We start from the raw sequence: 26,440 nt of genomic DNA, 5'->3' as shown, positions 1-26,440 counted from the left end.
AGAATTACAGAATATTGGGCGCTATTCTGGCATTCCAAAACGGAACCCCTCCTCAATTATGAGGAGGGGGTTCATCAATGTTAAAAGCTCATATAGAATCTATGTATTATTTGGGGACGATGATATGGTTATACTTGTTTAGTAAAGTATCTAGTTCCTGACTGAGCTTTAATGTTTTAGAAGAGGACATTCCGTACTTTGCGACAATATCAATCAGTTCGGATCGCTTTTTTTCAATAAGTTCCATCAATTCGTGTTTAGTAGCCAATGTTGAGTACCCTTCCTTCTTCCAATTCGTAACATCATTATACTAGAATTTAGGAGGCAATACAAAGAAAAATTGCAAGTTAATGGTACTTTAATAATTGTTAAACTAGTGAAAAATAACTAAGGAATACTGTCACGGTTTCGACATAGATTATTAAAAAGCGGGTGTATGTTTCTATGTTTTTTCTGTTACTATATTAACTATAATTGAATAGGAGTAGTGATATTATGTCTGCAGATGTTACGCTGTTCTTAGCGTTTGGAGCGGGGTTTTTATCGTTCATCTCCCCTTGTACGCTCCCAATTTATCCTGCATTTCTTTCCTATATAACCGGTGTATCGGTAGGGGAATTGAAAGATGATAAAGGGATGTTTCGTAGTAGAAGTATTTTACATACAGTATTTTTCTTACTAGGATTTTCTATTATTTTTATTTGGTTGGGCTTTAGCGCTTCGTTTCTTGGTCAGATTTTTGTACAATATAATGATTTAATTCGCCAGGTTGGTGCCATATTGATCATTTTCTTTGGACTTGTTATTCTTGGAGTGTTCCAACCGAAATTCTTAATGACCGATAAAAAAATGACCTTTAAAAATAGGCCTACGGGGTATATAGGAACTTTATTAATTGGGATGGCTTTTGCCGCTGGTTGGACACCTTGTACTGGCCCGATCCTCGTATCTGTTATGGCATTGGCTGCAGCAAATCCAGGTTCTGGAGTCTTGTACATGACTGCTTATGTACTTGGTTTCGCCATACCATTTTTTGTCCTTTCTTTCTTCATTGGAAAATTATCATGGATCAGACGCAACCATGTGCCCATCATGAAGGTTGGAGGATATATTATGATCTTTATGGGGATTCTCCTTTTCTTTGATTGGTTAACAAAAATAATTGTTTGGTTGACTGCCATTACCGGAGGGTTTAAAGGATTTTAAATTGTGTGATATTTTAGTTGATTCTTCTGTCCGAAAAGAGTAAAGTTAAAATTGGGAATAAAGGAAAATTACAACTTTTTTATAGGACATAAGGAGGACTCTGCGGTGGCTAACGTTTTAGTAGTGGATGATGCAAAGTTTATGAGACTAACAATTGGGAACATTTTAACTAAATCTAACCACACTGTTATTGGTGAAGCAGAGAATGGAAAAGATGCGGTTTCACTCTATCGAGATCACCAGCCTGATCTCGTAACAATGGATATTACGATGCCTGAAATGAACGGTATTGAAGCTGTTCGTGAAATAGTAAAAGACTTCCCGAAGGCCAAAATTATTATGTGCTCAGCCATGGGACAGCAGCGCCTGATTGTAGAAGCAATTGAAGCAGGTGCGAAAGACTTCATAGTAAAGCCTTTTGATGAAAGCAGGGTTTTGGAAGCTGTTAAAAGAGTGTTAGGATAAATGTAAAAACTATCGTCTTATGCGATAGTTTTTTTCGTTAGGGGGGAGAATTATTTTTGTTTTTGCTAGAATTGCAGAAGGCTTCGTTCTGATTTACTTTCTAATTGTAAATTTTGTTTTGCAGATGGAAAGCTATGTAAATTTAGTTTTGGTTGATGAACAGAAGGACATTATAGTGGACCAAACCTGGAGTACCGTTCAGTTTTTTATTATTGGAACTGTTTTCCTCTTCTTTTTTGTAAGAGGTGGTAAAGAGTTAACGGTCTATAAAAAAGGGATGTTATTTCTATACATAATTAGTTTTTCAATCGCGGTGTTATTTATAGTAGGTAACCTAATTGTTGACGCATCTGATTTTCCAAATAATTGGTGGATCTTAGATACTCTTTATTTAACACTTGTCACATTTTTATTGGTGGTTTCCATTCAGAAATATCGAGCTTTACAAAAACCTTAGATATCGCTTTTAATATTTCTCTTTTTCGGTATAATAGTAAGAGGTTAAAAGTTGTGAATACAGAGGATGATTAATTTGTATACAGTACTATCTACGATTTTCGCAGTATGTATGGCACTTCTGGTATTATTTATCAGAATGAAAGCTGCGAAAAAACCTTCATCAGTGAAAAAAATTGTTTTACCTCCCATCTTCATGAGTACTGGGGCATTAATGTTCCTATTTCCTGAATTTCGCGTTTCCTCTTTGCAAATATTAGAAGCTCTGACTGTTGGTGCGATATTTTCTATTTTCTTGATTAAAACTTCTAAGTTTGAGATGAAAGATAATGATATATATTTAAAGAGATCAAAGGCGTTTGTCTTTATTTTGCTTGGGTTATTGGCCGTAAGGGTTGTCATGAAACTTGTTCTAAGTACACAGATTGATATTGGAGAACTAACCGGAATGTTTTGGCTGCTTGCTTTTGGCATGATTGTACCATGGAGAATAGCGATGTATGTTAAATATAAGAAGATAGAGAGTGGTTCCATTCCACCAACGATAAAAACCTCGGTCTAAAAACCGAGGTTTTTCCTTTAAAAAAGGTGTTGATACGGGGTATGATCAATCTTAAGGTGTTCCAATTTCTTTATCAGGAACTTATGATCCCGTTTAGGTGTTGCGAGAATATAGCCACGAATGACATGTTCTCTTGTGATTTCTTTTGCATTTTCCTTATAGGCTATTTCGCCGATTTTCCCGGCTATCTTTTGCCTTGCAATATCTCGGAAAAGTTCCGGTACAGGAGAAACAAGCTCTTCTAGTAGCTGTTTCAAATCATCTGGCCAAAGATGACGGGTTTTTTCTAAGTAGAAATCCTGCCAATCCAATTCCGATCTGCCGTCTTCTTTTGGCATCCTTTTAAGAAATTTACGAAACATAAAGAATCCTCCAATGGCCAATAATCCCACCATTGTGACGACCCAAAATAAAATTAACCATAAAAACCATCCGGTTAACATGTTCTTTTCCCTCCGAACTCGTTAACATTCTTGTATTATTATAACCGAAACTATTATAATTGCACTAGTAAATGAAAAATCCAACCTAATTGATATAGAAAAAATGACAAAGTTTTGACGGAGGTGGCGACGATGAAAAAGATTGGTGCCGTAATTGGCAGCATGGGGAAAACCGAGATACTTTCCCAAAGAGTCTGCCCAAAATGTAATAGAGAAGTAAAGCGCGTTCGCATGCAAATTATTGGTGGGGAAAATAAAGGACAATGGCAAGAGTATGAAAATGAATGTGATTGTCGATTGGCTGCTGAAACGATGCAAGCGGAAAAGCGTAGAAAACATAAGTACTTTGAACAGTTTTGCATTATTCCAAGAGAGCTTGAGGATGCTACTCTTGAGAACTTTAAAGTGGACTATTCCAGTCAGGGTGAGGCTTTGGCAAGCACGATAGACTTTTTTGATCAATTTACAGGTAGGGAAAACTTATATTACTTTGGTCGAACTGGTAGGGGTAAAACGCATTTAGCAGTAGGCTTGTATAAATATTTTAAGGATAATAATATTACTGCGATGTTTTTTGATGTACCGAAATTGATGGATACCATTGTTGCTTCCTGGGATAATGATTCGGGATATTCTGAAAGTAAATTTATGAAGGCCATTGCAGAAGTGGATGTACTTATTCTTGATGATCTGGGTGTAGAGAGGGTAAGTGAGTGGGTGGATCAAACCATCTATTCTATTCTGAACCAAAGACAAGGAAAAAGTATCGTGTTTACATCGAATATACACCCAGGCGATTTGACGAAACGATATGGTGAACGGATTGCAGACAGGATTAAAAATAAAATGAGTCAAAATCAATTAATTTCCATTGTGACACCGGAGAGCTATAGGACCAAAGATTTAACGATGTACAAAGATTAATATATTTATTTTTTTTCATTGCCCATAGCAAAGTATTGCTATGGGTTTTTTCTAACCGCAAAATAAATGCTAAAATTTGTCTATTTTTTGAAGTAGAATAATGGTAAAATAATTCTAAATAGAAAGAAAATAAAAAAGGGGTGCCTGATATTGAAACAAGTTGATCAATTGAAAAAAGAGTTGTCTAAAGTGATTATTGGAAAAGACGAGGTTGTAGAGCTATTATTTGTATCACTTCTTAATAAAGGTCATGTGTTGTTAGAGAGTGTTCCAGGTACAGGTAAAACGATGTTGGCAAAGAGTTTTGCCAAGACAATGGATGCGAGCTTTAAACGAATTCAGTTTACTCCTGATGTGTTGCCGAGTGATGTCACAGGGATTCAGTTTTTTAATCCAAAGGAACAAAATTTTGAATTAAGACCTGGACCAATCATGACAAATATACTCTTGGCGGATGAGATTAACCGTGCCACTCCAAGAACGCAATCAAGTTTACTTGAGGTAATGGAAGAGCGACAAGTAACCATTGACGGAGAAACATTATCTATCCCAGGTCCGTTTATGGTGCTTGCTACACAAAATCCAATTGAATCTCAGCAAGGGACATTTCCTTTGCCAGAAGCGCAAATGGATCGATTCTTTATTCAAATCGACCTAGGCTACCCGACACTGGAAGAAGAAAAGGAAATGATGAATAAATACCGATTGGACGAGCCGATTAAACAATTGACTGCTTTCTTTAGTAAAGAAGAAGTCATGGAATTGCAGGAACAGGTCAAACAGGTGAAAGTATCTTCAGTAGTAGAGGATTACATACTTGAAATAGTTCAAATGACCAGAAATCACGAAGAAATTGAGCTTGGAATAAGCCCTCGTGGAACCTTGGCATTAATGCGAGCGGCTCAAGGGGCAGCATTTGTGAATGGTCGCGAATACGTTACTCCTGAGGATGTAAAGAAAATGGCTCCATATGTATTAAGTCACCGATTAGTTCTTACAATGGAAGGGTCATTGAAAAAGACCAATAAACAAGTTGTGACAGAAGTGTTGGCAAGAGTTGTAGTGCCTGTGGAGGCGACAATATAGGAATGACTAGGTGGAATCAACAAGTAGATAACCTGACTCACCATATTTATTTCCGTGCCTGCGCATTTGCCATTATTGCAATAGGATTCTTTACAGGACATCCCATTTTATTTTTTATGGGTTGCTTGTATTTTTTGTACTTCATTGTCTCCTACTATTATTTAGCCAATGTAGGGAAAAAACTGAAGCTTACAATTGTTGACGGACAAGTGAAGGTTTTCCCCGGTGAAACAGGGATCATCAAATTAAAGGTCGAACAACCGTCCTGGTTACCAATCTTTTCTGGACGAATCCAACTTGTTGCAGACAATAACATAGAGTTTCAAAACGGAGACAGAAGAACGCGGATCAGCCAAATCAGTCTGCCGTTTTCCTTAATGGGTAAAAGTGAACTAGTCATTGAAATTCCTTTTACTGCAATAGAAAGGGGAGTAGCTAAATTACATCATATTGAGCTGCAAATCTCTCATTTTATTGATTTTGGTAAGGTTTATTTGCAAAAAAACGACCTGACGAAATTTGAAGCACTGGTATACTCTGAGCAATTACCCGTTGCCGGCCTTGAAAGAATTATGCCAAAGAACCAAGGTTCGTATCCAACTAGGTCGTCCCTTTTTGAAGATGTTAGCACTATTATTGGAACCCGTGATTATGCAGCAGGGGATTCCTTTAATAGAATTCATTGGAAAGCTTCTGCTAAGGTTACTAGCCTTCAAACGAAAATGTATGAAAAGACTTCTCAATTTTCTTGGTTAATTGTGTTTGATATTAGATCAGGCCATTTAGAAGAGAGAATTAAGGGGATTACCCATTTGTTACATCATGCGACAAAATTAAATATCCCATATTCATTACTTGTTAACATCAAGAGGGTGGGGACTCCAAGTTACCTGGAACTACCTTATGGGGAAGGGAAGCGCCATCTCCAAACTGCGCTAACTATGTTGGCGAGGTTGCAAGGAAACAGTGTGTCCATTAGTATGACAACCTTTGAGAGAATAACCTATCAACATGCTGCTTATGCCCCTTATGTCATTCTTTGTGGGGAGGAAGAGCGTATGAGAGGGTGGAGGATGCCTACTGGGACTAATGTAAACCTCCTGGATGTAAAAGATGATAATTGTACACTTATACCATGGCGGTCAGAAGCAAGGAGGGAGGCTGTAAATGGGTAATCTTTGGAGAAACAGCATACACTTATTGCTCGAGCTCAATATACTCTATTTTTTCATCTTGCTCTTGTACTTAGATTCCGGAAATCTCCCTTCTTTTGCAGGAATCTTGTTGCCATATGGTTTTGCGATTGCGATTTTTGGCTTTTTAAACAACAAACTTCCAACTAGCTATGTTGCCATCATGCTTGTGGCACCTATATTAGCTATTTTTGCTTACCTTTCTTCCTATAGCATCGGGCTTTCTCTTGTTATCGGGTCTATCATTAGTTTCAGGGCATTTATGTATTTTGTAGAGGAAAGGTTCATTTCCACCTTTGCGCTATTGGTCATGTCCTTCATTTGGATGCCTTTTGTATATGGCGCAGGAACGTTGGTGGACTATCCTCATGGCCTTACGTTAATGATACTATTTGGTGCGCAGCTCGCTCTTGTTATCTTATTATATAGTGGAAATGCTGTGATTCAATTAAACGGCAACCATTATATGCAAAAAAGGGTGGTTGGTGCCACAGCGGCAGTTTTTATAGGCATCGTCGCTGTTTCTGCAGTCTTTGCAACAATAGGTAAATATCTGATAACAGCAGGGCTTTCGGTATTTGGCCTAGGTGTCAGCTTTATTTTTGATATTTTGGCAAGGCCTGTGTTTGCTTTATTTGGAATGCTTGATTGGACACCCAAAAGTGGTGGGCCTCAGGATGAGGGAGGCATTGAGATGGGGGAGGAGGAGGAAGCGGAAACCGCTGAGCTCTTACCAACAGAAAGCTTATTTGATAGCCCTGTAGTAATAGCAGTTGGTGTCCTTGTTTTCTTATCTGTCCTTTACCTCTCATTAAATAAGAAAAAAGTAAACAACCAAAAAAGAGAGTTAGAGCCTGAACAGCAATTTACTTCTACTATGACTAAAAAGAGTGGTGGTGGATTCTTCGGAGGTAGAAGAAAGCAAAAGCCACCGGAAAATGAAGTAAGGAAGCTTATGTTTGATTTAGAGCAGTTAGCATTGAAAAAGAACCGTGGCCGCCTTCCAAATGAAACTTTGGATGAATGGTTAAAACGGGAAACCTCTTTTAATGAAAGTTTTATGAAGTTGTATGCAAAAGTCCGATATGGGGAAATGAAACTCTCCCCTTCGGAAGTAGAAGCATGCAGGACGATGGCAGAGGAAATTCGAAAAGTGATGAAGCAGTGGAAAAAAGCGAGTTAGTAATAGTTTTTGCAGTGTATCCTTTCTGGGTACACTGTTTTTTTATGGGTGGGAGCAATGAAGACCTGATTGGCGGGAAATTCGGAAGAGAGAAGTCTTCATCGGTGTAATGAAGACCTGATTGGCTGGAAATTCGGTAGGTAGAAGTCTTCATTGGTGTAATGAAGACCTGATTGGCTGGAAATTCGGTAGGTAGAAGTCTTCATCGGTGTAATGAAGACCTGAATGGCGGGAAATTCGGTAGAGAGAAGTCTTCATCGGTGTAATGAAGACCTGAGTAGGTGGAAATTTGGTAGGGAGAAGTCTTCATCGATGTAATGACGACCTGATTGGCTGGAAATTCGGAAGAGAGAAGTCTTCATCGGTGTAATGAAGACCTGAATGGCGGGAAATTCGGAAGAGAGAAGTCTTCATCGGAGTAATGAAGACCTGAGTTGGTGGAAATTCGGTAGGGAGAAGTCTTCATCGAGGTAATGAAGTCCTGATTGGCGGGAAATTCGGAAGGGAGAAGTCTTCATCAACGCCATGAAGACCTGAGAGGCGGGAGATTAAGTAGAGAGAAGTCTTCATCAGCGCTACAAAGACCGCAGTGAGTTGGAATTAGGAAAAGAAAAGTCCTCATCCCTGTAAAACCCTCCAAACTCAATGCATAAAAGGGTTTGTACTGCATTCCCATAATTATCCTCCATCAAATTTCGCCGTATTTGCCCATAATCAGCGATTTTTACGCTTCTACTGGAATTACACGCAGGTCGATATTATTGGTAGCGTTTACACTCACTATCTGGCTTTCATGCGAACTAATTGCCCAAACACCCTTGATATACATCCTCTACATGTTACGATTATAAACGTTGTTAAAAACGAACGGACAGACGGGAGCGATTAGATGCTGAAAGAAAAAGTGATAGGATTTATTGGAGCAGGATCAATGGCAGAGGCAATGATTTCAGGGATTGTTGCAAGTGAAATTATCCCTGCAACTAACGTTGTAGTAAGCAATAGATCAAACATCGACAGATTAATAGAACTTGAAAATAAATACGGTGTTCGTGGCGTGATGAAGCAGGATTTGAATATGAGTGAACTAGACATTATTGTATTGGCCATGAAACCGAAAGATATAGAAATTGCCTTAGCTTCATTAAAAGATCAACTTAACTCTTCACAATTACTGCTTTCCGTATTAGCAGGTGTATCCACTAGTTATATGGAAGAAGGGTTGAACCCAGGGCAGCCTGTTATTCGCGTAATGCCTAACACGTCAAGCATGATTGGTGAATCGGCAACAGCGATTTCAGCAGGAAAGCATGTTGGGATGGATCATATGGTAGACACGAAAGTCATCCTTGAAACAATCGGCAAAGTGTACACCATTGAAGAAGAACAAATGGACGTTTTTACAGGAGTAGCCGGAAGTGGTCCAGCTTATTTTTACTATTTAATGGAGCACATGGAAAAAACAGCGAAGGCTGCAGGACTTGATGAAGAAGTAACACGTGATGTAGTTGCACAGACAATTCTCGGAGCAGCTAAAATGATGCAAACAAATAACGAAGAGCCTTCTTCGCTACGTAAGAAAGTGACTTCTCCAAATGGTACCACGGCAGCAGGATTAGATGCTTTAAGTGAAAATGGTGGCGGTAAAGCTATCTCAGCAGCCATTAAAGGTGCAGCAGAACGTTCAAAAGAAATAAGTGCAGAAAAAGAAAAAGAATTGGTTCTACAGTAAGTTTTACAACTATGTTATAACAGGAGTGATTGAATGACCCCCGATAATAAGACAAAACGGGTAGTAATAAAAATTGGAAGCAGCTCATTGACAAGTTCACATGGCGAAATTAGCAGAAGAAAACTAGAAAGGCTTGTTGATGAAGTTGCTCAACTGAAGGATCAAGGCTATGAAGTCTTATTAGTTTCTTCAGGTGCAGTAGCAGCCGGATATAGAAAACTAGGCTGCCTGGATCGACCAACAAGTTTACCGGAAAAACAAGCGGCAGCGTCCATTGGGCAAGGCTTGTTGATGGAGGCGTATAGCGAACTGTTTTTATCTAACGGGTACGTTGCCTCTCAAATCCTTATTACAAGAGAAGATTTTTCGGATGAAAATCGCTACAATAACGCGCGCAACACCGCGAATGTTCTTTTAGAGCGTGGTATTGTACCGATCGTCAATGAAAATGACACCGTCACGGTAAACCGTCTAAAATTCGGGGATAATGATACACTTTCTGCTAAAGTGGCTGGACTTGTCGATGCAGATATGTTGTTAATTTTATCTGACATCGACGGTTTGTATGATGCAGATCCGCGCAAAAATCCGGATGCCACTCTTTTACGCAAGGTGGAAGAAATCACCCCTGAAATCGAAGCGGCAGCAGGAGATCCTGGAAGCTCTGTCGGTACTGGCGGAATGAAGTCAAAAATTGATGCCGTGAAGATTGCCATGGCATCTGGAATCCCTGCCTTCTTAGGAAAAGCAGGAGTACCAAACATTTTACTTCAAGCAGTGGAAAAAGAAGCAACAGGAACGTATTTTGAATCGAAGGATTCTTCAGTGAACTTGAATCACAAAAAACAATGGATTGCGTTTAACTCAGGTCCTGAGGGAGAAGTAGTGCTAGCAGAAGGTGCAGACGTTTCCATGTTAGGGAAGAAGAGATTGTTACCTTCTAGTATCAGTAAAGTGAAAGGGTATTTCCAGGAAGGATCTGTTGTAAGAATTCTGGATTTTGAAGGAAACCGAATCGGACTTGGAGTGGTCAACTACTCCTCGGAACAGTTAAGAGAGTATGATCAAACCCAAGATAAATACGCAGAAGAAGTCGTAAAAAATGATGATTTAGTATGTCATTTGGAAGCATCTATTCCCGTCGGTATTTAATGATCACAAATATGAGCAAATAAATAACAATTCTTAAATAAAAATTAGGAGGAATTTGATGTCTTTATTAGTAGAGACAAATGTAGAAACTAAAGCAAAAGAAGCGAAGAAAGCAGCAAAAGTCATAAGCTTACTGACTACAGAAGAAAAAAACGAAATTCTTAAGCATATCGCCAACACCCTTGAAAGCAATGTGTCTCATATCCTAGAAGCCAATAACAAGGACTTGGACAAAGGACGCGAAAAAGGCTATACAGAAGCTTATATGGACCGATTGGCTCTATCTGAAGAGCGAATTGCAGATTTTGCAAATGGTCTAAGAGAAGTTGCTGAGTTAGATGACCCTGTTGGGGACATCCTTTCAGACTGGACATTGGAGAATGGCTTACAAGTAGAAAAAGTCCGCGTTCCACTTGGTGTTATCGGCATGATCTATGAAGCACGTCCAAACGTGACAGTTGATGCAACTGGACTTGCTTTGAAATCCGGTAATGCGATTGTTTTGAAAGGTGGATCATCTGCGATCAACTCCAACCAGGCTATTGTAGATGTCATTCACAAAGCGTTAAAAACCACTTCTATCCCAGCACAAGCGGTGCAATTTATTGCAAGTACGGACCGCAAAGCAACGCAAGAGCTATTCACGATGAAAGAGCATATCGATGTCTTGATTCCACGTGGTGGAGCATCTCTGATTAATGCAGTCGTAGAAAATGCTACAGTGCCTGTTCTAGAGACAGGGGTAGGAAATTGCCATCTTTATATTGACAAGGATGCGGATTTGGAGAAAGCATTATCTATCGTGGTTAATGCCAAAACGGACCGTCCGGCGGTTTGTAACGCAGCAGAGACATTAATTGTCCATGAAGCTTGGTTCCACGCGAACAAAGATGCACTAATCAATATGTTTAAAGAAAACGGCATTACAGTTCATGGAGACGACACCGTTGTTGAAACGATACCTGGAGCTGTTAAGGCTGGAGAAGAAGATTGGACAAACGAGTATTTAAGCTTGGATATTGCAGTGAAAGTGGTTACTGATATAGACGAGGCAATCGAGCATATCGATAAGTATGGTACGAAGCATTCCGAAGCTATCATCACAGAAAACAAAGTAACTGCCAACAAGTTCATGAAGCTTGTCGATGCAGCAGCAGTTTATCATAACGCTTCTACACGTTTCACAGACGGTGGAGCTTTAGGGTTCGGTGCTGAGATCGGTATTTCTACTCAAAAACTTCATGCTCGTGGTCCAATGGGATTACCTGCATTAACAACGGTTAAATTCCAAATGACTGGTGACGGTCAAATTAGATAATAATGTTTTGATACGAGTCTTGCCTATATGGCAAGGCTCTTTTTTATAAACATAATTAGTAAAAAGAGGATTTTTTTGTCGAAAGTGGAATACATATTGTAGAGAGAGAAAAGGGGAGATAATATTGCAAAATCAAATAGGCGCAGTACTTAAAGTAGTAGGTAGTATAGTAATAGCACTAGGATTATTGTTAGGGATTATTGGTGGATCACAAGCAAACAGTTTTTTATTTTTTGTTACTACTTTTCTTGGTTCACTTGTTACAGGAATGGCTTTAATAGGGATGTCAGAAATCATTCGAATCTTAGAAGTGATTAACGAGAACATACCAAAAAGACGTAGAAAAATGGTGCGAAGTTCAAACGATATACTTTTTGATGTATCTCCCCAGTCAATGAGCACGAAGGAAGAGGATGATATCAAGGAATTTCTCCAAAAACATAATGTTGACATAGAAAAGATTATTCCGACTCCAAAGGAAGATTTCTTTATCATAAAGACTTCTGCAAGGTATATTCTGATTGAAATGGGCAGCTTTACACCAAAGATTATAGATGAGGAAAAGTGGCCAGAAGATTTGGTAGGTTGGTTTGAACAGTATAATCAAGATTAAATTAAGATAAGACACACCTTTGTATTCTTAATTTAGAATGCGAGGGTGTTCTTTTATTTTTTCTGAAATTTAATAGATTTGACTATTATACTTACCCTAGCAATTTGACATTACTAGAATAATATATAGTAATCTCAAAGAAAAGGGGGTGAATGAATGGCAGAAAAAACATTTAACAACCGTAGTGCAGCTAGCTTGCAAATATTCCTCCTAGTCCGTCAAGGAAGCAACCCAGCTAATTTTGCCGGGGAAGTAGTATTTACACTGCCTCCAGGGCAAACAAGAACCATTTTCTACGGAAGTGAAGAAAATCCGTTCTTGAATGGTATTGTGATGTCGACTAATTTCAATGGAGATATTTACAGTAAAACTCAAATCGTTACAGTAAGAGGAACTCAATTTGATAATCTATTGAACTTTAATAGCATTATCGACATTTTACCAATCTCCACGGACTATGTAATGTTTGGGAGAAATCCTGAAATGGCTATGCAAAGTAACATTACCCCTTAAAAAAATGGCAGGACTTGTTCCTGTCATTTTTTTATGTGAGGAAAACATTTTGTATTGGAGGATTTTGTGAAGAATATGTATGGCGGGACTGCGTGGGAATCGAACCCACCTGAGACGGCACGCGCCTCACAAGCGGTTTTGAAGACCGAGACAAGCACCAGCATTGCAATCAGCCCCATACTTTGGATAGTACTATTTTACTTTTTGCTATGGAAGAATGCAATAGGAATGTTCCTCATAATAGTGGAAACATTTGTTCGGTTGTGGTACATTATTTAGCAAGAGATCTAATTTCTAAAAAGGAGGGAGAAAAAAGTTGAAATTAGAGAAAGATACGCAATACATAAGAGGCATCACATTGAAAAGAGAATCCATTCCCACATTCGATCGCTTTCCTTTCAACCTGCCAGTAATAAAAGACTTGAACACACTTCATCTTCATCCTAATGTCACCTACATCATCGGAGAAAATGGAATGGGTAAATCCACATTGCTTGAAGGAATTGCTATTGCTTTGGGCTTTAATCCTGAGGGTGGAACGTTGAATTTTAACTTTACAAGCTATGACTCCCATTCGGAATTAGACAACTATTTCCGTGTTATAAAGGGTGCAGAAAGGCCCTCGGATAGCTTTTTCTTTAGAGCGGAGACTTTCTATAATGTCGCAACTAATATTGAGGAAATGGACCGAGAACCTGGTGGCGGAAGAAGGATTATTGATTCTTTTGGAGGAAAATCACTACATCAGCAATCGCATGGGGAATCTTTTTTTGCTGCATTCGTGGACCGTTTCCAAGGAAAGGGTTTATATATCCTAGATGAGCCGGAAGCAGCCTTATCTCCGCTCAAGCAGATGTCGATGCTCGCCAGAATTAACGAGCTGGTGCAAGATGGGTCACAATTCATCATCTCTACTCACTCTCCAATCGTCATGGCTTACCCTGATGCGAAAATTTTGGAACTGACTCAAGAAGGAATGTGTGAAACCTCTTTAGAAGAGACTCCACACTATACAATCGTAAAGCAGTTCTTTGATGATCGGGATAGGATGTTGCATCACTTGTTTCAGCATGAATGAGGTATAAATGGAGGTAGTCAAATGATCTTAATCGGACTGGACTTGGCTGGTCCAAGTAATCATAAGGATACCGTGCTTACCGTCTTTAAACAGAGTGAAAATCATTTAACCTTCAAAAAAATGATCTCAAACATCAGCGACGAAGAAATACTAAACGAAATTATAGACTTAAGTAGATTAGATGAGATCGTCATTGGAATAGATGCTCCATTATCTTATCAGGATGGTGGTGGAGATAGGGAAAGTGATAAACAGTTACGAAAATTTATTGTTTCCTTTGGGATGAAGCCAGGTTCCATTATGCCGCCGACTTACACTAGAATGGTATATCTAACATTAAGAGGAATAAAACTCACGAGAGAGATAGAAAAAATCCATACGACTTTTCCTGTTTCTATAGTTGAAGTACATCCTGGAGCGGCAATTGGGGCGAGAGTAACGGAAAAAGAATTAGAATACGTTCTTACTTACAAGCAAAATTTTTCATCACGAAAATATCTTAAGAACTGGTTTGCTCAACAAAACGTTATTGGGTTACCCAATGGTGTAGAAAAGGAGAGCCACTCCATCGATGCTTGTGCAGCAGCATTAGCAGCGTGGCACTGGGCGGACCACTCATTAAAACCACATTGGATATTTTTTGCGCAACCTCCCCTACATCCTTTTGATTATTGTTGTTAAATGCAAAGTTTGAAAAGGATTTTTCTTATTCACATCGAATTCTAATAATGGTGAATTTATCCAAAAAGGAGCGGGTGTTTGTATGATTCAGAATTCCATTGCAACTTTTAAATGTGAAGTGGTTCAAAAAAAACTTCAGTTAGTTGGTCAATGTGCGACAGGTAATTTTCCACAGTCCTTTCCTGAAGTTGCGATGAATGTACAACAAGACTTCGAGAATAGAAGAGACGAAGTGAGTCATGTGGTGGATCGTAATGTAATTTATTGCCCGTACCTTGCAAACAGTCTGGTTGCAACATATTTTGCCTGTGTGGAAGTGAATGAATTTGCTACAATTCCGAGTGGGATGATGGCCATAAATATACCTATCACAACGTACGCAAAGATAACCTGCTCAAACAAAACGGTAGACAAAAGCTATGAGAGAGTCTTTTCCTGGATGAAGGATAATGGGTATCGTCAAGAAAGTCTTGAGAAAGCTCTTCCAATTGAAGTTTTTTATTTTGAAGATGATGCAGAAGAAGAAATGGTAGAATTATATATTCCTGTTATTCATTAATAGAGGGGGATGCTTTAATGAAAACACTAGTTGGTGAAATAGTAACCATTGCTTCTTATCGTGCGATGGGGCTAAAATGGGAAGGTTCTTATGCGGAAGTTCCAAAATTAAAAGAACTAATAATAAAGATGAGTAACAGAGTTAGCGAACTAAGTTATGTGAAAAATCCTGAAACGCAATTAGGGTTATCCTATCACCTAAGATCTGATGGATTTATTCATTATTCTGTTTTTGAAGTGGATAAAAAACAGGAGTTATTACTTGGAATGGTTGAAATTATTGTTCCAGAGATGACCTATTTAAAGGTTGAGCATCCTAAAGGAAAAGATATCGGTGTCACCTATACGGAAATTTATCAATGGTTTAAAGAGTGTGACTATCAACCGTTTAAGGAAAAAGGTATAGACTATTACGATGATCTTCCAATAAAGCATGAGAAATATCCTGTCGATAGAGATCTAGAAGATCCACACTTTGAGATTCTTATTCCAATTGAATTAAAATCATGAATATAAAACGATGCCACTAGCTGGTGTCGTTTTTTTGTGTAAAAAAATTCCTGTAAAATCGTTGCATTATTTTGGTAAATATCATATACTACATTACAACACTAATGCACTATGGTTGAATGGAGGTGGAACATTGATTTTGAACACGGATGGTACAAAACCGATATATGTGCAAATAGCCGAATGGCTTGAGACGGAAATCCTTAATGGAAATTTCCGTAAGGATCAAAAAGTGTATTCGCAATATCAATTAGCTGAAATCTTTAATATAAATCCTGCAACTGCAGCAAAGGGTCTTACATTATTAGTGGAAGAAGAAGTCTTATACAAAAAAAGGGGGCTCGGCATGTTTGTGACAGAAGCAGCACAAGCTATCATCCTGACAAAGAGGCGAGAACATACGTTAAAAAGACTGGTTATTGAATTGGTATCAGAAGCTGAACAACTAAATGTAGGTATGGATGAACTGCTTGAGATGGTGAGAAAAGAAAGTAAACAAAGCAAGGGGGAATAATAGATGAAAGTAGTGGAATGTGAGGGTTTGGTCAAGGATTATGGTCGCTCAAGAGCTCTTAATGACTTGAGTTTCCATATTAGTGAAAATAAAATTACAGGGTTGATTGGGAGAAACGGTGCGGGAAAAACGACTCTACTAAACATAATGGCTGGTTTTCAGAAGCAGACTTCAGGAGAGGTCAGAGTGTTTAATGAACAACCATATAATAGCTTGTTTGCCTCAGCCAACAGCATTCTTGTAGATGATCAAATGTCGTTTCCAATTGCGTTAAATTTGGGTGAGGTGTTGAATGCAGCTGCATCATTTTATCCAAAATGGGATGCAGAGCTCGCAAGTAAACTATTTGAATATTTTTCCTTTCGACTAGATTACCGGCATAGTGAATTATCCAAAGGGATGAAAAGTACCTTTAACATAATTGTTGGGTTGGCATCCCGTTGTTCTCTGACTATGTTTGATGAGCCTACAACTGGAATGGACGCTTCCGTACGTAAGGATTTCTACCGTGCTCTTCTTAAAGATTATATTACCAACCCGAGAACCATAATAATATCGAGTCATCATCTGGAAGAAATAGAAGACCTTTTGGAGGATATTCTTCTGTTAAAGAACGGTGAGAAACTGTTGCACATTCCCATATCTGAAGTTAAGGAATACGCGATTGCGGTGCAAGGGAAGACGAGTGTTCTTAATGATTGGTTAGAGGATAAAAGGGTACTCTACAGAAAAACAATTAGTTCAGAGCTATCTTATGCGGTTATTGAAAACAACTATACGGAGAAAATAAAGCAAGATGCTAGAAAGTTAGAATTTGAGCTTTCCTCCGTCTCATCCAACGACATATGCATCTACTTAACTAGTAAAGAAAGAGGTGGAATTGATGAAGTCTTTGAGTAAGGTATCGTTTGATCAAGTCGTGAAGAAACAATTTTTATATAAACTAAGTGCCTATTCTGGGGTTTTTATTTCATTGATCATCTTACAAGTGATCGCGGTCCTATTTTCTTTGAATGGAGTAGGTAATTCAAGTGGAGGTTCGGAACTGGTCAGGTTGAACATTCATTATTATTCTGCGAATCTAATTTTCGTTTTTACGATGTTATGGGTTTTTATTGTATCCATCATCATCACATCAAAAGCATATAGGAATGATGATTTTTCCTTTGTAACAAATAGATTGAGCAGTGATCTGTCCAATGTTTGCTTTGTGGTATTGGTTAGCACCATTGGAACCATAACAGCACTTATGTCGAAGTACCTGCTACAAGTAATCGTACTATTACTACCGAAATTCGACTCTTTGTATCATTCACCAGTTTCCATGAACATTGGCAGCTTCCTTGTTATTGGAATCTTGACAGCATTTCTATATGTTTTGTTATGTGGTGCTGCAGGATACTTCGTGGGGACTTTGGTTAGGGTTTCTAGTTTATTTAAGATCCTTGTCCCGGTCCTTTTTGTAGGGTATTTATTTTTTGGAGGTTTCATCAGCCAGGTAAGCGGCCTTGCTAACATTGTGGAGTTCTTCTATTTGGAATCATCTTTCATTGTATTCGTTTTGAAAGTACTCATAACGGTGCTCGTTTTATTCGCAAGTTCCGTAGCGATATTCAATAGAATGGAGGTCAGACAATGAGCCCTATGACAATAATCATTATCAATCTCGTAATCTTTATTGGGATTATCTTCTCTGTCTTGTTCCTATTTTCGAAAGGGATCAAAAGAGTTGGCATTACTTCCTCCGTTAAGAACAATAGTTGGATTTTAGGTGGATATATAATTATTTTACTTTTTTCTATGGTGATATATTTCTTGATGCCTGAAGCTGAATATTTAGAATGGAAAGGAAAAGCTGAAGATGAAAATGGCTTTCTCCTCTATGAAAGACTAATGAATAAAGAAGAAATCGAAGAAAGTTATTTATTTAGTAAAGAAACATATGACCTCTCCGAAAAATTACTCGAAATTAGAAGTCAAGATAATTATTTTCAAGAATATATGATCATGTATGAAAAAACACCAGATTTAGAAGGTGAAATCGAAGTAAAACTATACAAGGGCATTCTAACTGTTGAACAATTTGACCTTTCAGAGGAGCTTCCGCTTCCATCTATAAAGTATTCTAATGGCATATTAGAGGTTGAACATCCAGCATATTTTGAAAAGAGTATGGCCTATACAGCACCGGAGTTTCCATTCTCACAATTCAGCGGGCAACGTTCGACCATGCAGGGATACGGGCATTCTTCTAGTAATGCGATCATTTATGTCAGAGTTCCAGAAGACATAGAAGTTACATGGAATGAGGAATTCATGATCATACCGGAAGTTAAATAGCTTAATGCAGAAAAAACCAAGCATGTATAGTGTATCATGCTTGGTTATCTGTTTTTCTCGTCTGTTCTCTTTTTTGCGATATAAAAAGCCAGTATAACCAGAGGGATTGCGATAATGAAAGGAATATTGATGTGACTCTGTGTCACAATAGCTAAAAGCAGTAATACTCCGATTCCAATGATGATATATAAACAACCTCGCCCGAAAGTCTCCAATGAACTCCCCCTTAGATACATTTGTTTAATATTTAACTTATGCTCTATTGTCAATGAAACAACCCTATAAAAAATGACTTTACTATTTTGGGGGATGAGATATGCAAATGTCCGAAGATTTTACAATTTTGACCGAAGTTTTTGGAAAGTTGACCGAAGTTTTTTAGAAATTGACCGGAGATTTCATGAATTTGACCGAACGAAATTTTCAAATGACCGAAGGCGACGATTTTCTGACCGAACAAGGGCATGGATTTGTCCGAACCAACCACTCTAAGGTACCAAAATTGACCGAACTAATGAAAAAAGTGACCGAACCAAAAATTCACAACAGAAAACAGGGATATTTGCATTAAAAAAGCCCTTTTTTGGTCCATTTTCATACCATTTGGAGCCAACCCCTTTCTTCGGTATCCTCGACTTTAAACCCGCCCAAACCTATTTTCACACTTCCCTGTCACATTTTTTTACAAGGCGCATATACTTTCCATTGTGTGATAAAAATTTTGAAAGGAAGAATGACAAATGAAGGAATTAATTTTAAAAGATCAAATGGTATTTACAGACTACAAAGTAGAGACTTATTCTACAGATTTCAAAGTGATTGAAGTGAATGTTTCTGATTCGACAGAAACTTTGCCTGCTTTAGTAAATCCAGTAAAACTAAATTTCTAACATCGAAATAAGTATCTTGCAATCCTACATAATGGAAAAGCAAGAAGGGAGAAGCGTACCTACTATTGGGACGCTTCTTTTGCGATTTAGCCCAGTTTCATTTCAAGTTTTCAAAATTGATTGGTATAATTAAAATTAAAGACGGTTTTAATGGAGGAACAATTTGGACTTATATTGTACAAAGCATAAAAAGGCTCTAGTTGAACGTTATCATAGGGCCTCTCAAGAAATTGAAGTGTATTGTGTGGATTGTGAAATAGAAAATAAATACGATACTCAAGTGCAGAACAGGAATCAAGTGAATAGGAAGATAATGAAGAATTTGAGCCGGAAGATCTGGATGATTTTTGTTTTGTGCGCTCTAATAGTCCTATTTATCCCAATACATACTTTTGTAAAGATAATCCTTTGTCTCATGTTATTACTTTTGGCCATGAAGCTTATCTTTGATCCGTTTCTTTCACGTCCACCGGAAGATCGAAAACCTGACTGGGACGATATCCGTGCGAAAGCGCTCAATCAAAGCAGCATCCAGGCGAATGAGGTAGCAAACATCAAAAGACAATGGAAAAAAGGCTTTTTACAAGAAAAAAAGCATACATCCTGGACGGAAGAAGAGTGGCAACAATACTTGAAACAACACTATAAAAAATAGGACGTCCACCTATACAAGCATAAACATGCTGTCATACGCTATCAAAAAGGGGTGGCGTAGATGGGTTGTTTTATTAATAAAGTAGTGATAAAGAATGTAAACGGTGGAGTTGTAAACTTTGGCAATATCTTTAAAGCTTGTCCAATAGCGGAGGAAACCGGTGTGACAGGATCGGGATCAGGAAATCTTGGACAATGCATCAAAACTTTTACTAAGATAAGTGTTGTTAATGTGTGTGGAAAGAAAAACGTAGAAATAAATGATGAAATAGGTGAGGGGTTTGACTGATAAGCACTATACAATTGGGATGGCAGGGCATATTGATCACGGCAAGACTACGCTGACGAAAGCTCTGACTGGAGTGGATACTGATAGACTCAAAGAAGAGAAGGAGAGGCAGATATCCATTGAGCTCGGGTATGCGCCTCTAAAGATGGCTGATGGCTCCCTTTTATCTATTATTGATGTACCAGGGCATGAACGATTCATCCGCCAGATGATTGCAGGGGTTTCTGGAATTGACCTGGTCATATTGGTTGTTGCTGCAGACGAAGGAGTTATGCCACAAACAAGAGAACATCTGGAAATTGTTAAATTCCTGCAAATTCAGAAAGGAATTATAGCTATTACCAAAAAAGATAAAGTGGAAGAAGAATTTCTGGAGCTTGTTAAAGAAGAAATAATGGATGAGTTAGAAGGTTCCGTCTTTCAACATGCGCCAGTTGTCTTTATAGATAGTACTAAAAATATAGGTATTGATGAGTTGAAGGCAACAATATTAGATCAAGTAAACAACATAACAGTCAAGCAGGAAAGTGGAGAGTTCCGCTTGCCAATCGATCAGGTATTTTCCATTAAAGGACAAGGGACGGTTGTCCGGGGAACGATTATGGAAGGGTTGATACGCACAGATGACGAGCTTCAAATTCTTCCTTCAGGAGTACCTGTAAAAGCAAGGCAGTTGCAAGTGCACAGTAAAATGGTGGAAAAAGCAATGGCGGGTCAGCGAGTTGCAGTGAACCTTCCTAATATAAGTGCTGAAGATATTAATCGCGGAGATGTGCTTGTCCATTCTCAAACATATGAACCAACAGATGTCATCGATGTTAGTTTGAAATTCATCAAAAAGCTTCAATACCCAATCAAGCAAAGAAGTATTGTGAAAGTACATATTGGAACTGCCGAAGTAATGGGGAAAATCATATTTTTTGATCGCAATGAGATTAATGACTCAGGTGAAGAAGTATTGTGTCAGTTGCGATTAGATGAAAAAATAACGGCAAAAAGAGGAGACAAGTTAATTATAAGAAGACCGACTCCAGTTGAAACAGTCGGCGGTGGTTGGGTTATTCAAGCAAAAGGCTCTAAATATAAATTTGGCCAAAACACGATACAAACACTTCAAAAAGTGAAAGAAGGAAGCCCAGAAGAAAGAGTTTACCAAGTCCTAATTAATAGGAAGCTGTTAGAAATGAATGAACTACAAAAAGAAACCGGCTTAAGCCAAAAGGAGTTAGACTCGTTATTAGAAGCTGGAAAACTGATCCAAATCACAGATCATTTCTTTTCAGGTCTAGAAGATGTAAAAGCCACTTTACAACAAGTATTAAACTATATTCATGATTTTCATAAACACAATCCTTTAAAAGCAGGTGTGGCAAAAGCGGAAATACTTTCCCACTTTTCAAATTCTATACCCAGAAATCTAGTAGAATTTGCTCTTAAATCGCTTCAAGATGAAGGAAAGATTATGCGACACGAAAGTTTGTTGTTTGATGCGGACTTTAATCCTCACTTTCCGCCTTCTTGGAAGAAAAGGATGGAACAGGTTGTGTCGCGTTTGGAAGAAGGCGGCCTTAGTCCTCAGCCATATTCGGAATATGGACGAGATGCTGGGCTTCCTGAAAAAGAACTACGTGAACTCCAACACTATTTAATCAAGCAGAAGAGAATGTATGCGTTGGATGACAAGTATTTAGTTAGTGTGAAACATGTAGACAATTCCATAAGAGAATTAAAGAAGATATATCCTGAAAAATTAGAGCTGAGCGGTGTAAAAGAGAGACTCGGGTTGTCGCGCAAATACTTAATACCTTTTATGGAGTTATTAGATACGTTACAGATCACGAAAAGAGAGGACTCTGTTCGGTATTGGATATAATAAAACGGAGCTACTGAAGAGTTCAGTTAGCTCCGTTTTTGTTTACATACATACATTTTTCACATTTTTCTGAAACAGATCCGATAATTGAAGCAAACACATTCTTCTCCTTCAGCATATTAACATATTGATGCGCTTCAGATACCGGCATGCTTACAAGTAAGCCTCCTGATGTTATGGCGTCACACAATACAAGTTGCTCATGTAGAGTGACGGAATTATGGTAGTGGACATCGCTATTTAGCCATTGATGATTGGATTTAGAACCTCCTGGAATGACACCGTCTTCCGCCAACTCATATGTCCCAGTCAACACAGGCACCTTTTTCAGGTCGATATGTAAGCTTACGCCGCTTCCACGAGCAATTTCACTCGCATGACCTAGAAGGCCGAAGCCTGTTACATCTGTCACAGCATTCGGGCTGAATTCTTTCAAAGTTTCAGCAGCATGTTTGTTTAGGGACGCCATTGTTTCTGTCACAAGTCTAATTTGTGCATCAGTTGCTTTTTCCCTTTTGATAGCGGTAGTAAGAATGCCTACTCCGATTGGCTTTGTCAATACTAGTGCATCTCCTGGACGGGCACCGGTATTTTTCCATATCTGTTCTGGATGGGCAAAACCTGTAACGGATAAGCCGAATTTTGGTTCCTGATCGTCAATGGAATGACCGCCAACAATGACTGCACCAGCTTCCTTCACTTTGTCCAATGCACCTGAAAGGATGGCGTGTAGAATATCTGGACCCAATTTCTTAATGGGATATCCGACAATATTTAGAGCTGTTTTTGGAGTACCTCCCATCGCATAAACATCACTCAATGCGTTGGCAGCAGCAATTTGTCCAAACATGTAAGGGTCATCCACAACCGGTGTGAAATAATCGAGCGTTTGTATCATGGCTATATCGTCGGTAATTTTATAAACGCCGGCATCATCAGAAGTGTTATAGCCTACCAATAAATTAGGATCGTGGTTATTTGCAGGTAAGTCACGCAAAACTTGCGCGAGGTCACTAGGACCAAGTTTGCATCCTCAGCCAGCTTTAGTCGATAGTGATGTTAAACGGACTTTTTCGTGTTCAGTCATAAAACCCACCTCCTGTCTATATTAAAGTATATTCTTACTTTTAACACTTATCCAGTGATAAAGATTTGAATTTTGCGAAAAGATAGTAGTTGTACTATGATAGTACTAGTGACTGAGAAGGAATATCTTGGTCATCGTAGTGAAAACTTGCATAGGAGGAATAATCATGAGCAATTTCAAGGTATCAATCGAATTTTGCATGCAGTGAAACTACGCGCCAAAAGCCGCGAGTTTCGCGGAATCACTATTCACTCATTTCCGAACTGACATCTCGTCCATGGAACTAATTCCTAGCTCTGGTGGAAAATTTGAAGTATCGGTAAATGGAGAAAACATTTATTCAAAAAAAGAAACAGGTGTGTTCCCGAAAGCGGAAGACATTATTGCACAATTGGAAAACAAGTAAGAGGGAAGGGGCGACCCTTCTCTTTTATGTTTTCCTTACGGTATAATAGTAAAATGATCCAACGGAAAAGGTGAAGAATATGAAAGACATTTTACGTAATATTCCCCCAGTTCATGAATTAAAAAACCAACATACATTTGTGCTTCTTGGCAAAAAGTACAATCTAGATGAAACCGTACTTACTTCCGTAATCAGACAGGCATTAGAGTTGGTAAGAAATAAAGTGAAAAATGGTCTGCACATAGATAAAGATCTCACTCGTGTCATTTGGGATGAAATAGAAGAGATATTGAAAACAAAGAGTAAACCAAGCCTTCATTCTGTTATCAATGCGACAGGTACCATCCTACACACCAATTTAGGACGTGCTCGGTTAAGTAGAGAGGCAATAAACCGGGTGGTAGAAGTTGCAGAGAACTATTCCAATCTTGAGTATGATATAGATTCTGGTAAGCGCGGCTCTAGGCACGATCTCGTGGAGGAGTTAATAAAAGAAGTAACAGGTGCAGAAGCGGCGATCGTGGTGAACAATAACGCAGCGGCTGTATTTCTAATTCTGAATGCTTTTGGTAAAGGAAAAGAAGTGATTGTTTCAAGAGGCCAACTAGTGGAAATAGGAGGGTCTTTTCGAATTAGTTCCATTATGGAAGAGAGTGGCGCCAAACTTATAGAGGTAGGTACTACAAATAAAACCCATTTAAAAGACTATGAACAAGCATTGAGTGACGAGACTGCGATGGTATTAAAAGTACATACAAGCAATTTTAAGATAATTGGTTTTACTCAATCTGTTTCAACGGAGGATCTTGTCGGTTTAAAACAAAGCCAAGCAGACTTAATTGTCTATGAAGACTTAGGAAGCGGTGTACTTTTTGATTTTTCGGCTAAGGGAATCGGAGAAGAGCCTGTCGTGAAAAAGGTAGTGCAAACCGGAGTCGATCTTGTATCCTTTAGTGGAGATAAGCTTTTAGGCGGCCCTCAAGTAGGAATTATTGCTGGCAAGAAAGAACTGATTGATCAACTCAAAAGACATCAATTAGCACGGGTGCTTAGGGTGGATAAAATGAGCTTTGCTGCTTTAGAAGCGACGATGCAGGCATACGCTAATAACAAAGCGGAAAGTATACCTACTGTGAGAGATATGCTTCTCACGCCAGAAGAGGTTCACGAAAAAGCCATGATTTTCTTGGATACCGTGAGGGAGTTGGATTTATTTAAGTGGGATATTTATAATGTCGTGTCAATGGTAGGCGGGGGAACCATGCCTGATGTGACACTGCCATCCATTGCGGTTAAGGTAAACGCTGCGGCCCTTTCTGCGCAGGCTCTAGCAGACGAATTACGAAAAGGGTCCCCAAGTGTAGTTGTTCGTGTCCAAGATCAACAGGTAATTCTGGATTTCCGAACTATCACACAAGGGGAAATACCTAAGCTTGCGAAAGCTTTTCGTGAAATAGAGCTTACATATCGTGGCTAGAATTATGCTTTTGGCGGGTATGCTGACGGTTTTTCACTTTATGAGAACCGCTTAAAGGTGCAGGTTGGCCTGATTGATTATCTTTAGGCTGGTTTCTTACCATATCTTTATGACTGTTTTTGTTCATTGTTTATCTCCTCCTTTGCTTATAGTTTTTGAAAAATGGACAGGTTTATGCTCCACTGCCTGAGGTATATTTTTCATTTGTTCGGGCAGTATAGGTAGAGCTATTATTTACTTTGACCTAAAGGAGCGAAAAGATATGCCATATCATAAAGATAAACAGCAAGCTTTTCAAGCAGCGCAACAAGGAACAGAACAAGCAAGAGATGTATACGAAGCAATTGTCAGAAATGATCCAAATTACGGGCACGATTTCAAGCGATTAGAGAATGAAGTGAACGAAGCAATGGAACAAATCAACAATGCCCTAGAAGTGGCATCTGAAACACAACGCCCGCAACTCATGCAATTTCAGGCGGATTTGCAACGTCTGATGCAGCAAGGGGAAGGGAATACGTTGGAGTAGAAGGCTGTATTTTCTGAGGCTATGTTTAGGCCAACCTGGAACCGGTAGTTTGGGTTTTAGGTTGGTTTTTTGGTTTGAAGTGTTTGTTAATACAGATAAGACTTTGATGGTCTTTTGGTAGGAATCGAGGATAAAATGCTGGTTTTTGGCGAAAAAACACCTCATTTTTTAGTGTTGAAAATGGTTCGGTCACTTTTGTTCTATCTTCGGTCAAAAAACGACGAAATATAGACATGTTCGGACAATTTAGAGAGATAGTTAGGACAACTTTAACTTGGTGTTCGGCCATTTAAAATTTCGGTTCGGTCACTTTTGGCAAAACTTCGGCCAACTTTGCAGAATCTTCGGTCACTTTTACGAAAACTTCGGTCAAATATCGTAAAACTTCAGACATTTGAATTTTGCAACTACTCTTTAACTCCATATTGACGGAGAGAGATCAGCAAGGAACAAATACAAAAAAATCAACCCCACCATATTGGAGTTGATTTCATAGCAATAAGTACTATTACTGATTCTTCTTACGTTTTTTATTATTCTGCTTCTGTGCTTCTGTCAAAGGCTCATTGGAAAGTTCCTCGTTGTAACCGGCACCTTTTCCTTGTCCGCTGGCACTGTTCATACCTTCGATGACATGGTTCGATTTTCTTTTTGCCACTTTACTTCACCTCCATTTATAGTTTCTCCTGAGGTTTGAACGTCATGTAT

The 26,440-nt window shown here is 38.7% G+C and carries 33 protein-coding genes, 1 tRNA gene and 1 pseudogene; 28 read left to right on the top strand and 7 right to left on the bottom strand.

The features are described from left to right. Positions 1 to 106 precede the first annotated feature (106 nt). Positions 107 to 268, bottom strand: a complete 162-nt coding sequence (locus FZC76_RS00785) for an aspartyl-phosphate phosphatase Spo0E family protein (RefSeq protein ID WP_277350526.1) — start codon at positions 266 to 268, stop codon at positions 107 to 109. Positions 269 to 495: 227 nt separating this feature from the next. Here FZC76_RS00785 and FZC76_RS00780 point away from each other — a divergent pair, with 227 nt between their 5' ends. From FZC76_RS00780 to FZC76_RS00765, 4 genes are all read left to right on the top strand, one after another. Beyond that, positions 496 to 1,206, top strand: coding sequence for a cytochrome c biogenesis protein CcdA (locus FZC76_RS00780; protein WP_148986369.1), 711 nt, complete (start codon positions 496 to 498; stop codon positions 1,204 to 1,206). Between the two features lie 105 nt (positions 1,207 to 1,311). Next, on the top strand, positions 1,312 to 1,671 hold the full coding sequence (locus FZC76_RS00775; protein ID WP_148986368.1) for a response regulator: 360 nt from the start codon (positions 1,312 to 1,314) through the stop codon (positions 1,669 to 1,671). Positions 1,672 to 1,846: 175 nt separating this feature from the next. Further along, positions 1,847 to 2,128: a hypothetical protein gene (locus FZC76_RS00770; protein ID WP_148986367.1), complete on the top strand. Its 282-nt coding sequence runs from the start codon at positions 1,847 to 1,849 to the stop codon at positions 2,126 to 2,128. A gap of 66 nt (positions 2,129 to 2,194) precedes the next feature. Next, positions 2,195 to 2,689, top strand: a complete 495-nt coding sequence (locus tag FZC76_RS00765; protein WP_148986366.1) for a CcdC family protein — start codon at positions 2,195 to 2,197, stop codon at positions 2,687 to 2,689. 17 nt (positions 2,690 to 2,706) lie between these two features. Here FZC76_RS00765 and FZC76_RS00760 read toward each other — a convergent pair whose 3' ends face one another. Beyond that, entirely contained in the window at positions 2,707 to 3,132 is a 426-nt protein-coding gene (locus tag FZC76_RS00760) for a DUF2621 domain-containing protein (protein WP_148986365.1), read from the bottom strand. A gap of 132 nt (positions 3,133 to 3,264) precedes the next feature. On the opposite strand from FZC76_RS00760, the gene FZC76_RS00755 reads away from it, so the two are divergent. The 9 genes from FZC76_RS00755 (at position 3,265) to FZC76_RS00715 (ending at position 12,846) form a co-directional block, all read left to right on the top strand. Continuing rightward, positions 3,265 to 4,056 carry an ATP-binding protein gene (locus FZC76_RS00755; protein ID WP_148986364.1) on the top strand — a complete coding sequence of 264 codons (792 nt, stop codon included), beginning with the start codon at positions 3,265 to 3,267 and terminating at the stop codon, positions 4,054 to 4,056. Positions 4,057 to 4,203: 147 nt separating this feature from the next. Beyond that, positions 4,204 to 5,142, top strand: a complete 939-nt coding sequence (locus tag FZC76_RS00750; protein WP_148986363.1) for an AAA family ATPase — start codon at positions 4,204 to 4,206, stop codon at positions 5,140 to 5,142. 2 nt (positions 5,143 to 5,144) lie between these two features. Further along, on the top strand, positions 5,145 to 6,317 hold the full coding sequence (locus tag FZC76_RS00745; protein WP_148986362.1) for a DUF58 domain-containing protein: 1,173 nt from the start codon (positions 5,145 to 5,147) through the stop codon (positions 6,315 to 6,317). Then, positions 6,310 to 7,518: a hypothetical protein gene (locus FZC76_RS00740; protein ID WP_148986361.1), complete on the top strand. Its 1,209-nt coding sequence runs from the start codon at positions 6,310 to 6,312 to the stop codon at positions 7,516 to 7,518. Before FZC76_RS00745 ends, FZC76_RS00740 begins: the two co-directional genes overlap by 8 nt. 889 nt (positions 7,519 to 8,407) lie before the next feature. Further along, positions 8,408 to 9,250 carry a pyrroline-5-carboxylate reductase gene (proC, locus tag FZC76_RS00735; protein WP_148986360.1) on the top strand — a complete coding sequence of 281 codons (843 nt, stop codon included), beginning with the start codon at positions 8,408 to 8,410 and terminating at the stop codon, positions 9,248 to 9,250. A 33-nt stretch (positions 9,251 to 9,283) separates the two neighbouring features. Next, positions 9,284 to 10,402, top strand: a complete 1,119-nt coding sequence (proB, locus tag FZC76_RS00730) for a glutamate 5-kinase (RefSeq protein ID WP_148986359.1) — start codon at positions 9,284 to 9,286, stop codon at positions 10,400 to 10,402. 58 nt (positions 10,403 to 10,460) lie between these two features. Further along, positions 10,461 to 11,720, top strand: a complete 1,260-nt coding sequence (locus FZC76_RS00725) for a glutamate-5-semialdehyde dehydrogenase (RefSeq protein WP_148986358.1) — start codon at positions 10,461 to 10,463, stop codon at positions 11,718 to 11,720. Positions 11,721 to 11,844: 124 nt separating this feature from the next. Continuing rightward, a complete protein-coding gene (locus FZC76_RS00720; protein WP_148986357.1) occupies positions 11,845 to 12,333 on the top strand; it encodes a hypothetical protein in 489 nt (162 codons plus the stop codon). 156 nt (positions 12,334 to 12,489) lie between these two features. Continuing rightward, positions 12,490 to 12,846 carry a hypothetical protein gene (locus tag FZC76_RS00715; RefSeq protein ID WP_148986356.1) on the top strand — a complete coding sequence of 119 codons (357 nt, stop codon included), beginning with the start codon at positions 12,490 to 12,492 and terminating at the stop codon, positions 12,844 to 12,846. Between the two features lie 80 nt (positions 12,847 to 12,926). On the opposite strand, the gene FZC76_RS00710 is transcribed toward FZC76_RS00715, so the two are convergent. Then, positions 12,927 to 13,023 (bottom strand) — tRNA-Sec (locus FZC76_RS00710). 139 nt (positions 13,024 to 13,162) lie between these two features. On the opposite strand from FZC76_RS00710, the gene FZC76_RS00705 reads away from it, so the two are divergent. From FZC76_RS00705 to FZC76_RS00670, 8 genes are all read left to right on the top strand, one after another. Next, positions 13,163 to 13,924 carry an AAA family ATPase gene (locus FZC76_RS00705; RefSeq protein ID WP_148986355.1) on the top strand — a complete coding sequence of 254 codons (762 nt, stop codon included), beginning with the start codon at positions 13,163 to 13,165 and terminating at the stop codon, positions 13,922 to 13,924. Between the two features lie 21 nt (positions 13,925 to 13,945). Beyond that, positions 13,946 to 14,605: a DUF429 domain-containing protein gene (locus FZC76_RS00700; protein WP_148986354.1), complete on the top strand. Its 660-nt coding sequence runs from the start codon at positions 13,946 to 13,948 to the stop codon at positions 14,603 to 14,605. Positions 14,606 to 14,687: 82 nt separating this feature from the next. Then, positions 14,688 to 15,164, top strand: coding sequence for a GyrI-like domain-containing protein (locus tag FZC76_RS00695; RefSeq protein ID WP_148986353.1), 477 nt, complete (start codon positions 14,688 to 14,690; stop codon positions 15,162 to 15,164). 17 nt (positions 15,165 to 15,181) lie between these two features. Then, a complete protein-coding gene (locus FZC76_RS00690; RefSeq protein ID WP_148986352.1) occupies positions 15,182 to 15,673 on the top strand; it encodes a GyrI-like domain-containing protein in 492 nt (163 codons plus the stop codon). 133 nt (positions 15,674 to 15,806) lie between these two features. Further along, positions 15,807 to 16,187, top strand: a complete 381-nt coding sequence (locus FZC76_RS00685; protein ID WP_148986351.1) for a GntR family transcriptional regulator — start codon at positions 15,807 to 15,809, stop codon at positions 16,185 to 16,187. 3 nt (positions 16,188 to 16,190) lie between these two features. Then, complete coding sequence (locus tag FZC76_RS00680; RefSeq protein WP_148986350.1) at positions 16,191 to 17,087, top strand: ATP-binding cassette domain-containing protein; 897 nt, start codon at positions 16,191 to 16,193, stop codon at positions 17,085 to 17,087. Beyond that, positions 17,071 to 17,826 carry a hypothetical protein gene (locus FZC76_RS00675; protein WP_148986349.1) on the top strand — a complete coding sequence of 252 codons (756 nt, stop codon included), beginning with the start codon at positions 17,071 to 17,073 and terminating at the stop codon, positions 17,824 to 17,826. The genes FZC76_RS00680 and FZC76_RS00675 overlap by 17 nt, the downstream gene beginning before the upstream one ends. Next, a complete protein-coding gene (locus tag FZC76_RS00670; protein ID WP_148986348.1) occupies positions 17,823 to 18,527 on the top strand; it encodes a hypothetical protein in 705 nt (234 codons plus the stop codon). The genes FZC76_RS00675 and FZC76_RS00670 overlap by 4 nt, the downstream gene beginning before the upstream one ends. A 44-nt stretch (positions 18,528 to 18,571) precedes the next feature. On the opposite strand, the gene FZC76_RS22845 is transcribed toward FZC76_RS00670, so the two are convergent. Further along, positions 18,572 to 18,742, bottom strand: coding sequence for a hypothetical protein (locus tag FZC76_RS22845; RefSeq protein WP_187441915.1), 171 nt, complete (start codon positions 18,740 to 18,742; stop codon positions 18,572 to 18,574). 525 nt (positions 18,743 to 19,267) lie between these two features. Here FZC76_RS22845 and FZC76_RS22840 point away from each other — a divergent pair. The 4 genes from FZC76_RS22840 to selB all read left to right on the top strand — a co-directional run bounded on the left by FZC76_RS22840 (position 19,268) and on the right by selB (position 22,233). Beyond that, the gene (locus tag FZC76_RS22840; protein WP_187441914.1) at positions 19,268 to 19,417 is read left to right on the top strand and encodes a hypothetical protein; all 150 of its coding nucleotides are present in this window, start codon (positions 19,268 to 19,270) and stop codon (positions 19,415 to 19,417) included. A 415-nt stretch (positions 19,418 to 19,832) separates the two neighbouring features. Then, positions 19,833 to 20,072 (top strand): hypothetical protein, encoded by a 240-nt coding sequence (locus tag FZC76_RS00660; RefSeq protein WP_148986346.1) that lies wholly within the window; start codon positions 19,833 to 19,835, stop codon positions 20,070 to 20,072. Between the two features lie 60 nt (positions 20,073 to 20,132). Next, entirely contained in the window at positions 20,133 to 20,360 is a 228-nt protein-coding gene (locus FZC76_RS00655; RefSeq protein ID WP_148986345.1) for a spore germination protein, read from the top strand. After that, on the top strand, positions 20,344 to 22,233 hold the full coding sequence (selB, locus tag FZC76_RS00650) for a selenocysteine-specific translation elongation factor (protein WP_392396796.1): 1,890 nt from the start codon (positions 20,344 to 20,346) through the stop codon (positions 22,231 to 22,233). The genes FZC76_RS00655 and selB overlap by 17 nt, the downstream gene beginning before the upstream one ends. A gap of 22 nt (positions 22,234 to 22,255) precedes the next feature. Here the strand turns inward: selB and selD are convergent, their stop codons facing one another. Next, positions 22,256 to 23,320 carry a selenide, water dikinase SelD gene (selD, locus tag FZC76_RS00645; RefSeq protein WP_148986343.1) on the bottom strand — a complete coding sequence of 355 codons (1,065 nt, stop codon included), beginning with the start codon at positions 23,318 to 23,320 and terminating at the stop codon, positions 22,256 to 22,258. Between the two features lie 220 nt (positions 23,321 to 23,540). On the opposite strand from selD, the pseudogene FZC76_RS00640 reads away from it, so the two are divergent. Both FZC76_RS00640 and selA read left to right on the top strand, forming a co-directional pair. Further along, positions 23,541 to 23,726, top strand: a pseudogene (locus FZC76_RS00640) (Rdx family protein); the annotation flags it as partial. 79 nt (positions 23,727 to 23,805) lie between these two features. Continuing rightward, positions 23,806 to 25,203, top strand: a complete 1,398-nt coding sequence (gene selA, locus FZC76_RS00635; RefSeq protein WP_148986342.1) for an L-seryl-tRNA(Sec) selenium transferase — start codon at positions 23,806 to 23,808, stop codon at positions 25,201 to 25,203. Here selA and FZC76_RS00630 read toward each other — a convergent pair. Further along, a complete protein-coding gene (locus FZC76_RS00630) occupies positions 25,187 to 25,330 on the bottom strand; it encodes a small acid-soluble spore protein P (RefSeq protein ID WP_010193529.1) in 144 nt (47 codons plus the stop codon). The two genes, selA and FZC76_RS00630, sit on opposite strands and share 17 nt — an antisense overlap. Positions 25,331 to 25,465: 135 nt before the next feature. On the opposite strand from FZC76_RS00630, the gene FZC76_RS00625 reads away from it, so the two are divergent. Next, positions 25,466 to 25,732, top strand: coding sequence for a hypothetical protein (locus FZC76_RS00625; RefSeq protein ID WP_063561001.1), 267 nt, complete (start codon positions 25,466 to 25,468; stop codon positions 25,730 to 25,732). A gap of 508 nt (positions 25,733 to 26,240) precedes the next feature. Here the strand turns inward: FZC76_RS00625 and sspO are convergent. Continuing rightward, positions 26,241 to 26,390: a small acid-soluble spore protein O gene (gene sspO, locus FZC76_RS00620; protein ID WP_010193533.1), complete on the bottom strand. Its 150-nt coding sequence runs from the start codon at positions 26,388 to 26,390 to the stop codon at positions 26,241 to 26,243. Positions 26,391 to 26,440 lie beyond the last annotated feature (50 nt).

It is taken from the genome of Sutcliffiella horikoshii, from assembly GCF_008180725.1.
Lineage (GTDB): Bacteria > Bacillota > Bacilli > Bacillales > Bacillaceae_I > Sutcliffiella_A > Sutcliffiella_A horikoshii_B.
This window is presented reverse-complemented; position numbering and strand designations above follow the sequence as displayed.

Coding starts and splice junctions, on each gene's coding strand:
- FZC76_RS00780 (WP_148986369.1), top strand. CDS start 496: ATGTCTGCAGATGTTACGCTGTTCTTAGCGTTTGGAGCGGGGTTTTTA.
- FZC76_RS00765 (WP_148986366.1), top strand. CDS start 2,195: ATGATTAATTTGTATACAGTACTATCTACGATTTTCGCAGTATGTATG.
- FZC76_RS00760 (WP_148986365.1), bottom strand. CDS start 3,132: ATGTTAACCGGATGGTTTTTATGGTTAATTTTATTTTGGGTCGTCACA.
- FZC76_RS00755 (WP_148986364.1), top strand. CDS start 3,265: ATGAAAAAGATTGGTGCCGTAATTGGCAGCATGGGGAAAACCGAGATA.
- FZC76_RS00745 (WP_148986362.1), top strand. CDS start 5,145: ATGACTAGGTGGAATCAACAAGTAGATAACCTGACTCACCATATTTAT.
- FZC76_RS00740 (WP_148986361.1), top strand. CDS start 6,310: ATGGGTAATCTTTGGAGAAACAGCATACACTTATTGCTCGAGCTCAAT.
- proC (WP_148986360.1), top strand. CDS start 8,408: ATGCTGAAAGAAAAAGTGATAGGATTTATTGGAGCAGGATCAATGGCA.
- proB (WP_148986359.1), top strand. CDS start 9,284: ATGACCCCCGATAATAAGACAAAACGGGTAGTAATAAAAATTGGAAGC.
- FZC76_RS00725 (WP_148986358.1), top strand. CDS start 10,461: ATGTCTTTATTAGTAGAGACAAATGTAGAAACTAAAGCAAAAGAAGCG.
- FZC76_RS00715 (WP_148986356.1), top strand. CDS start 12,490: ATGGCAGAAAAAACATTTAACAACCGTAGTGCAGCTAGCTTGCAAATA.
- FZC76_RS00700 (WP_148986354.1), top strand. CDS start 13,946: ATGATCTTAATCGGACTGGACTTGGCTGGTCCAAGTAATCATAAGGAT.
- FZC76_RS00695 (WP_148986353.1), top strand. CDS start 14,688: ATGATTCAGAATTCCATTGCAACTTTTAAATGTGAAGTGGTTCAAAAA.
- FZC76_RS00690 (WP_148986352.1), top strand. CDS start 15,182: ATGAAAACACTAGTTGGTGAAATAGTAACCATTGCTTCTTATCGTGCG.
- FZC76_RS00680 (WP_148986350.1), top strand. CDS start 16,191: ATGAAAGTAGTGGAATGTGAGGGTTTGGTCAAGGATTATGGTCGCTCA.
- FZC76_RS00675 (WP_148986349.1), top strand. CDS start 17,071: ATGAAGTCTTTGAGTAAGGTATCGTTTGATCAAGTCGTGAAGAAACAA.
- FZC76_RS00670 (WP_148986348.1), top strand. CDS start 17,823: ATGAGCCCTATGACAATAATCATTATCAATCTCGTAATCTTTATTGGG.
- FZC76_RS22840 (WP_187441914.1), top strand. CDS start 19,268: ATGAAGGAATTAATTTTAAAAGATCAAATGGTATTTACAGACTACAAA.
- FZC76_RS00660 (WP_148986346.1), top strand. CDS start 19,833: ATGTTATTACTTTTGGCCATGAAGCTTATCTTTGATCCGTTTCTTTCA.
- FZC76_RS00655 (WP_148986345.1), top strand. CDS start 20,133: ATGGGTTGTTTTATTAATAAAGTAGTGATAAAGAATGTAAACGGTGGA.
- selA (WP_148986342.1), top strand. CDS start 23,806: ATGAAAGACATTTTACGTAATATTCCCCCAGTTCATGAATTAAAAAAC.
- FZC76_RS00630 (WP_010193529.1), bottom strand. CDS start 25,330: ATGAACAAAAACAGTCATAAAGATATGGTAAGAAACCAGCCTAAAGAT.
- FZC76_RS00625 (WP_063561001.1), top strand. CDS start 25,466: ATGCCATATCATAAAGATAAACAGCAAGCTTTTCAAGCAGCGCAACAA.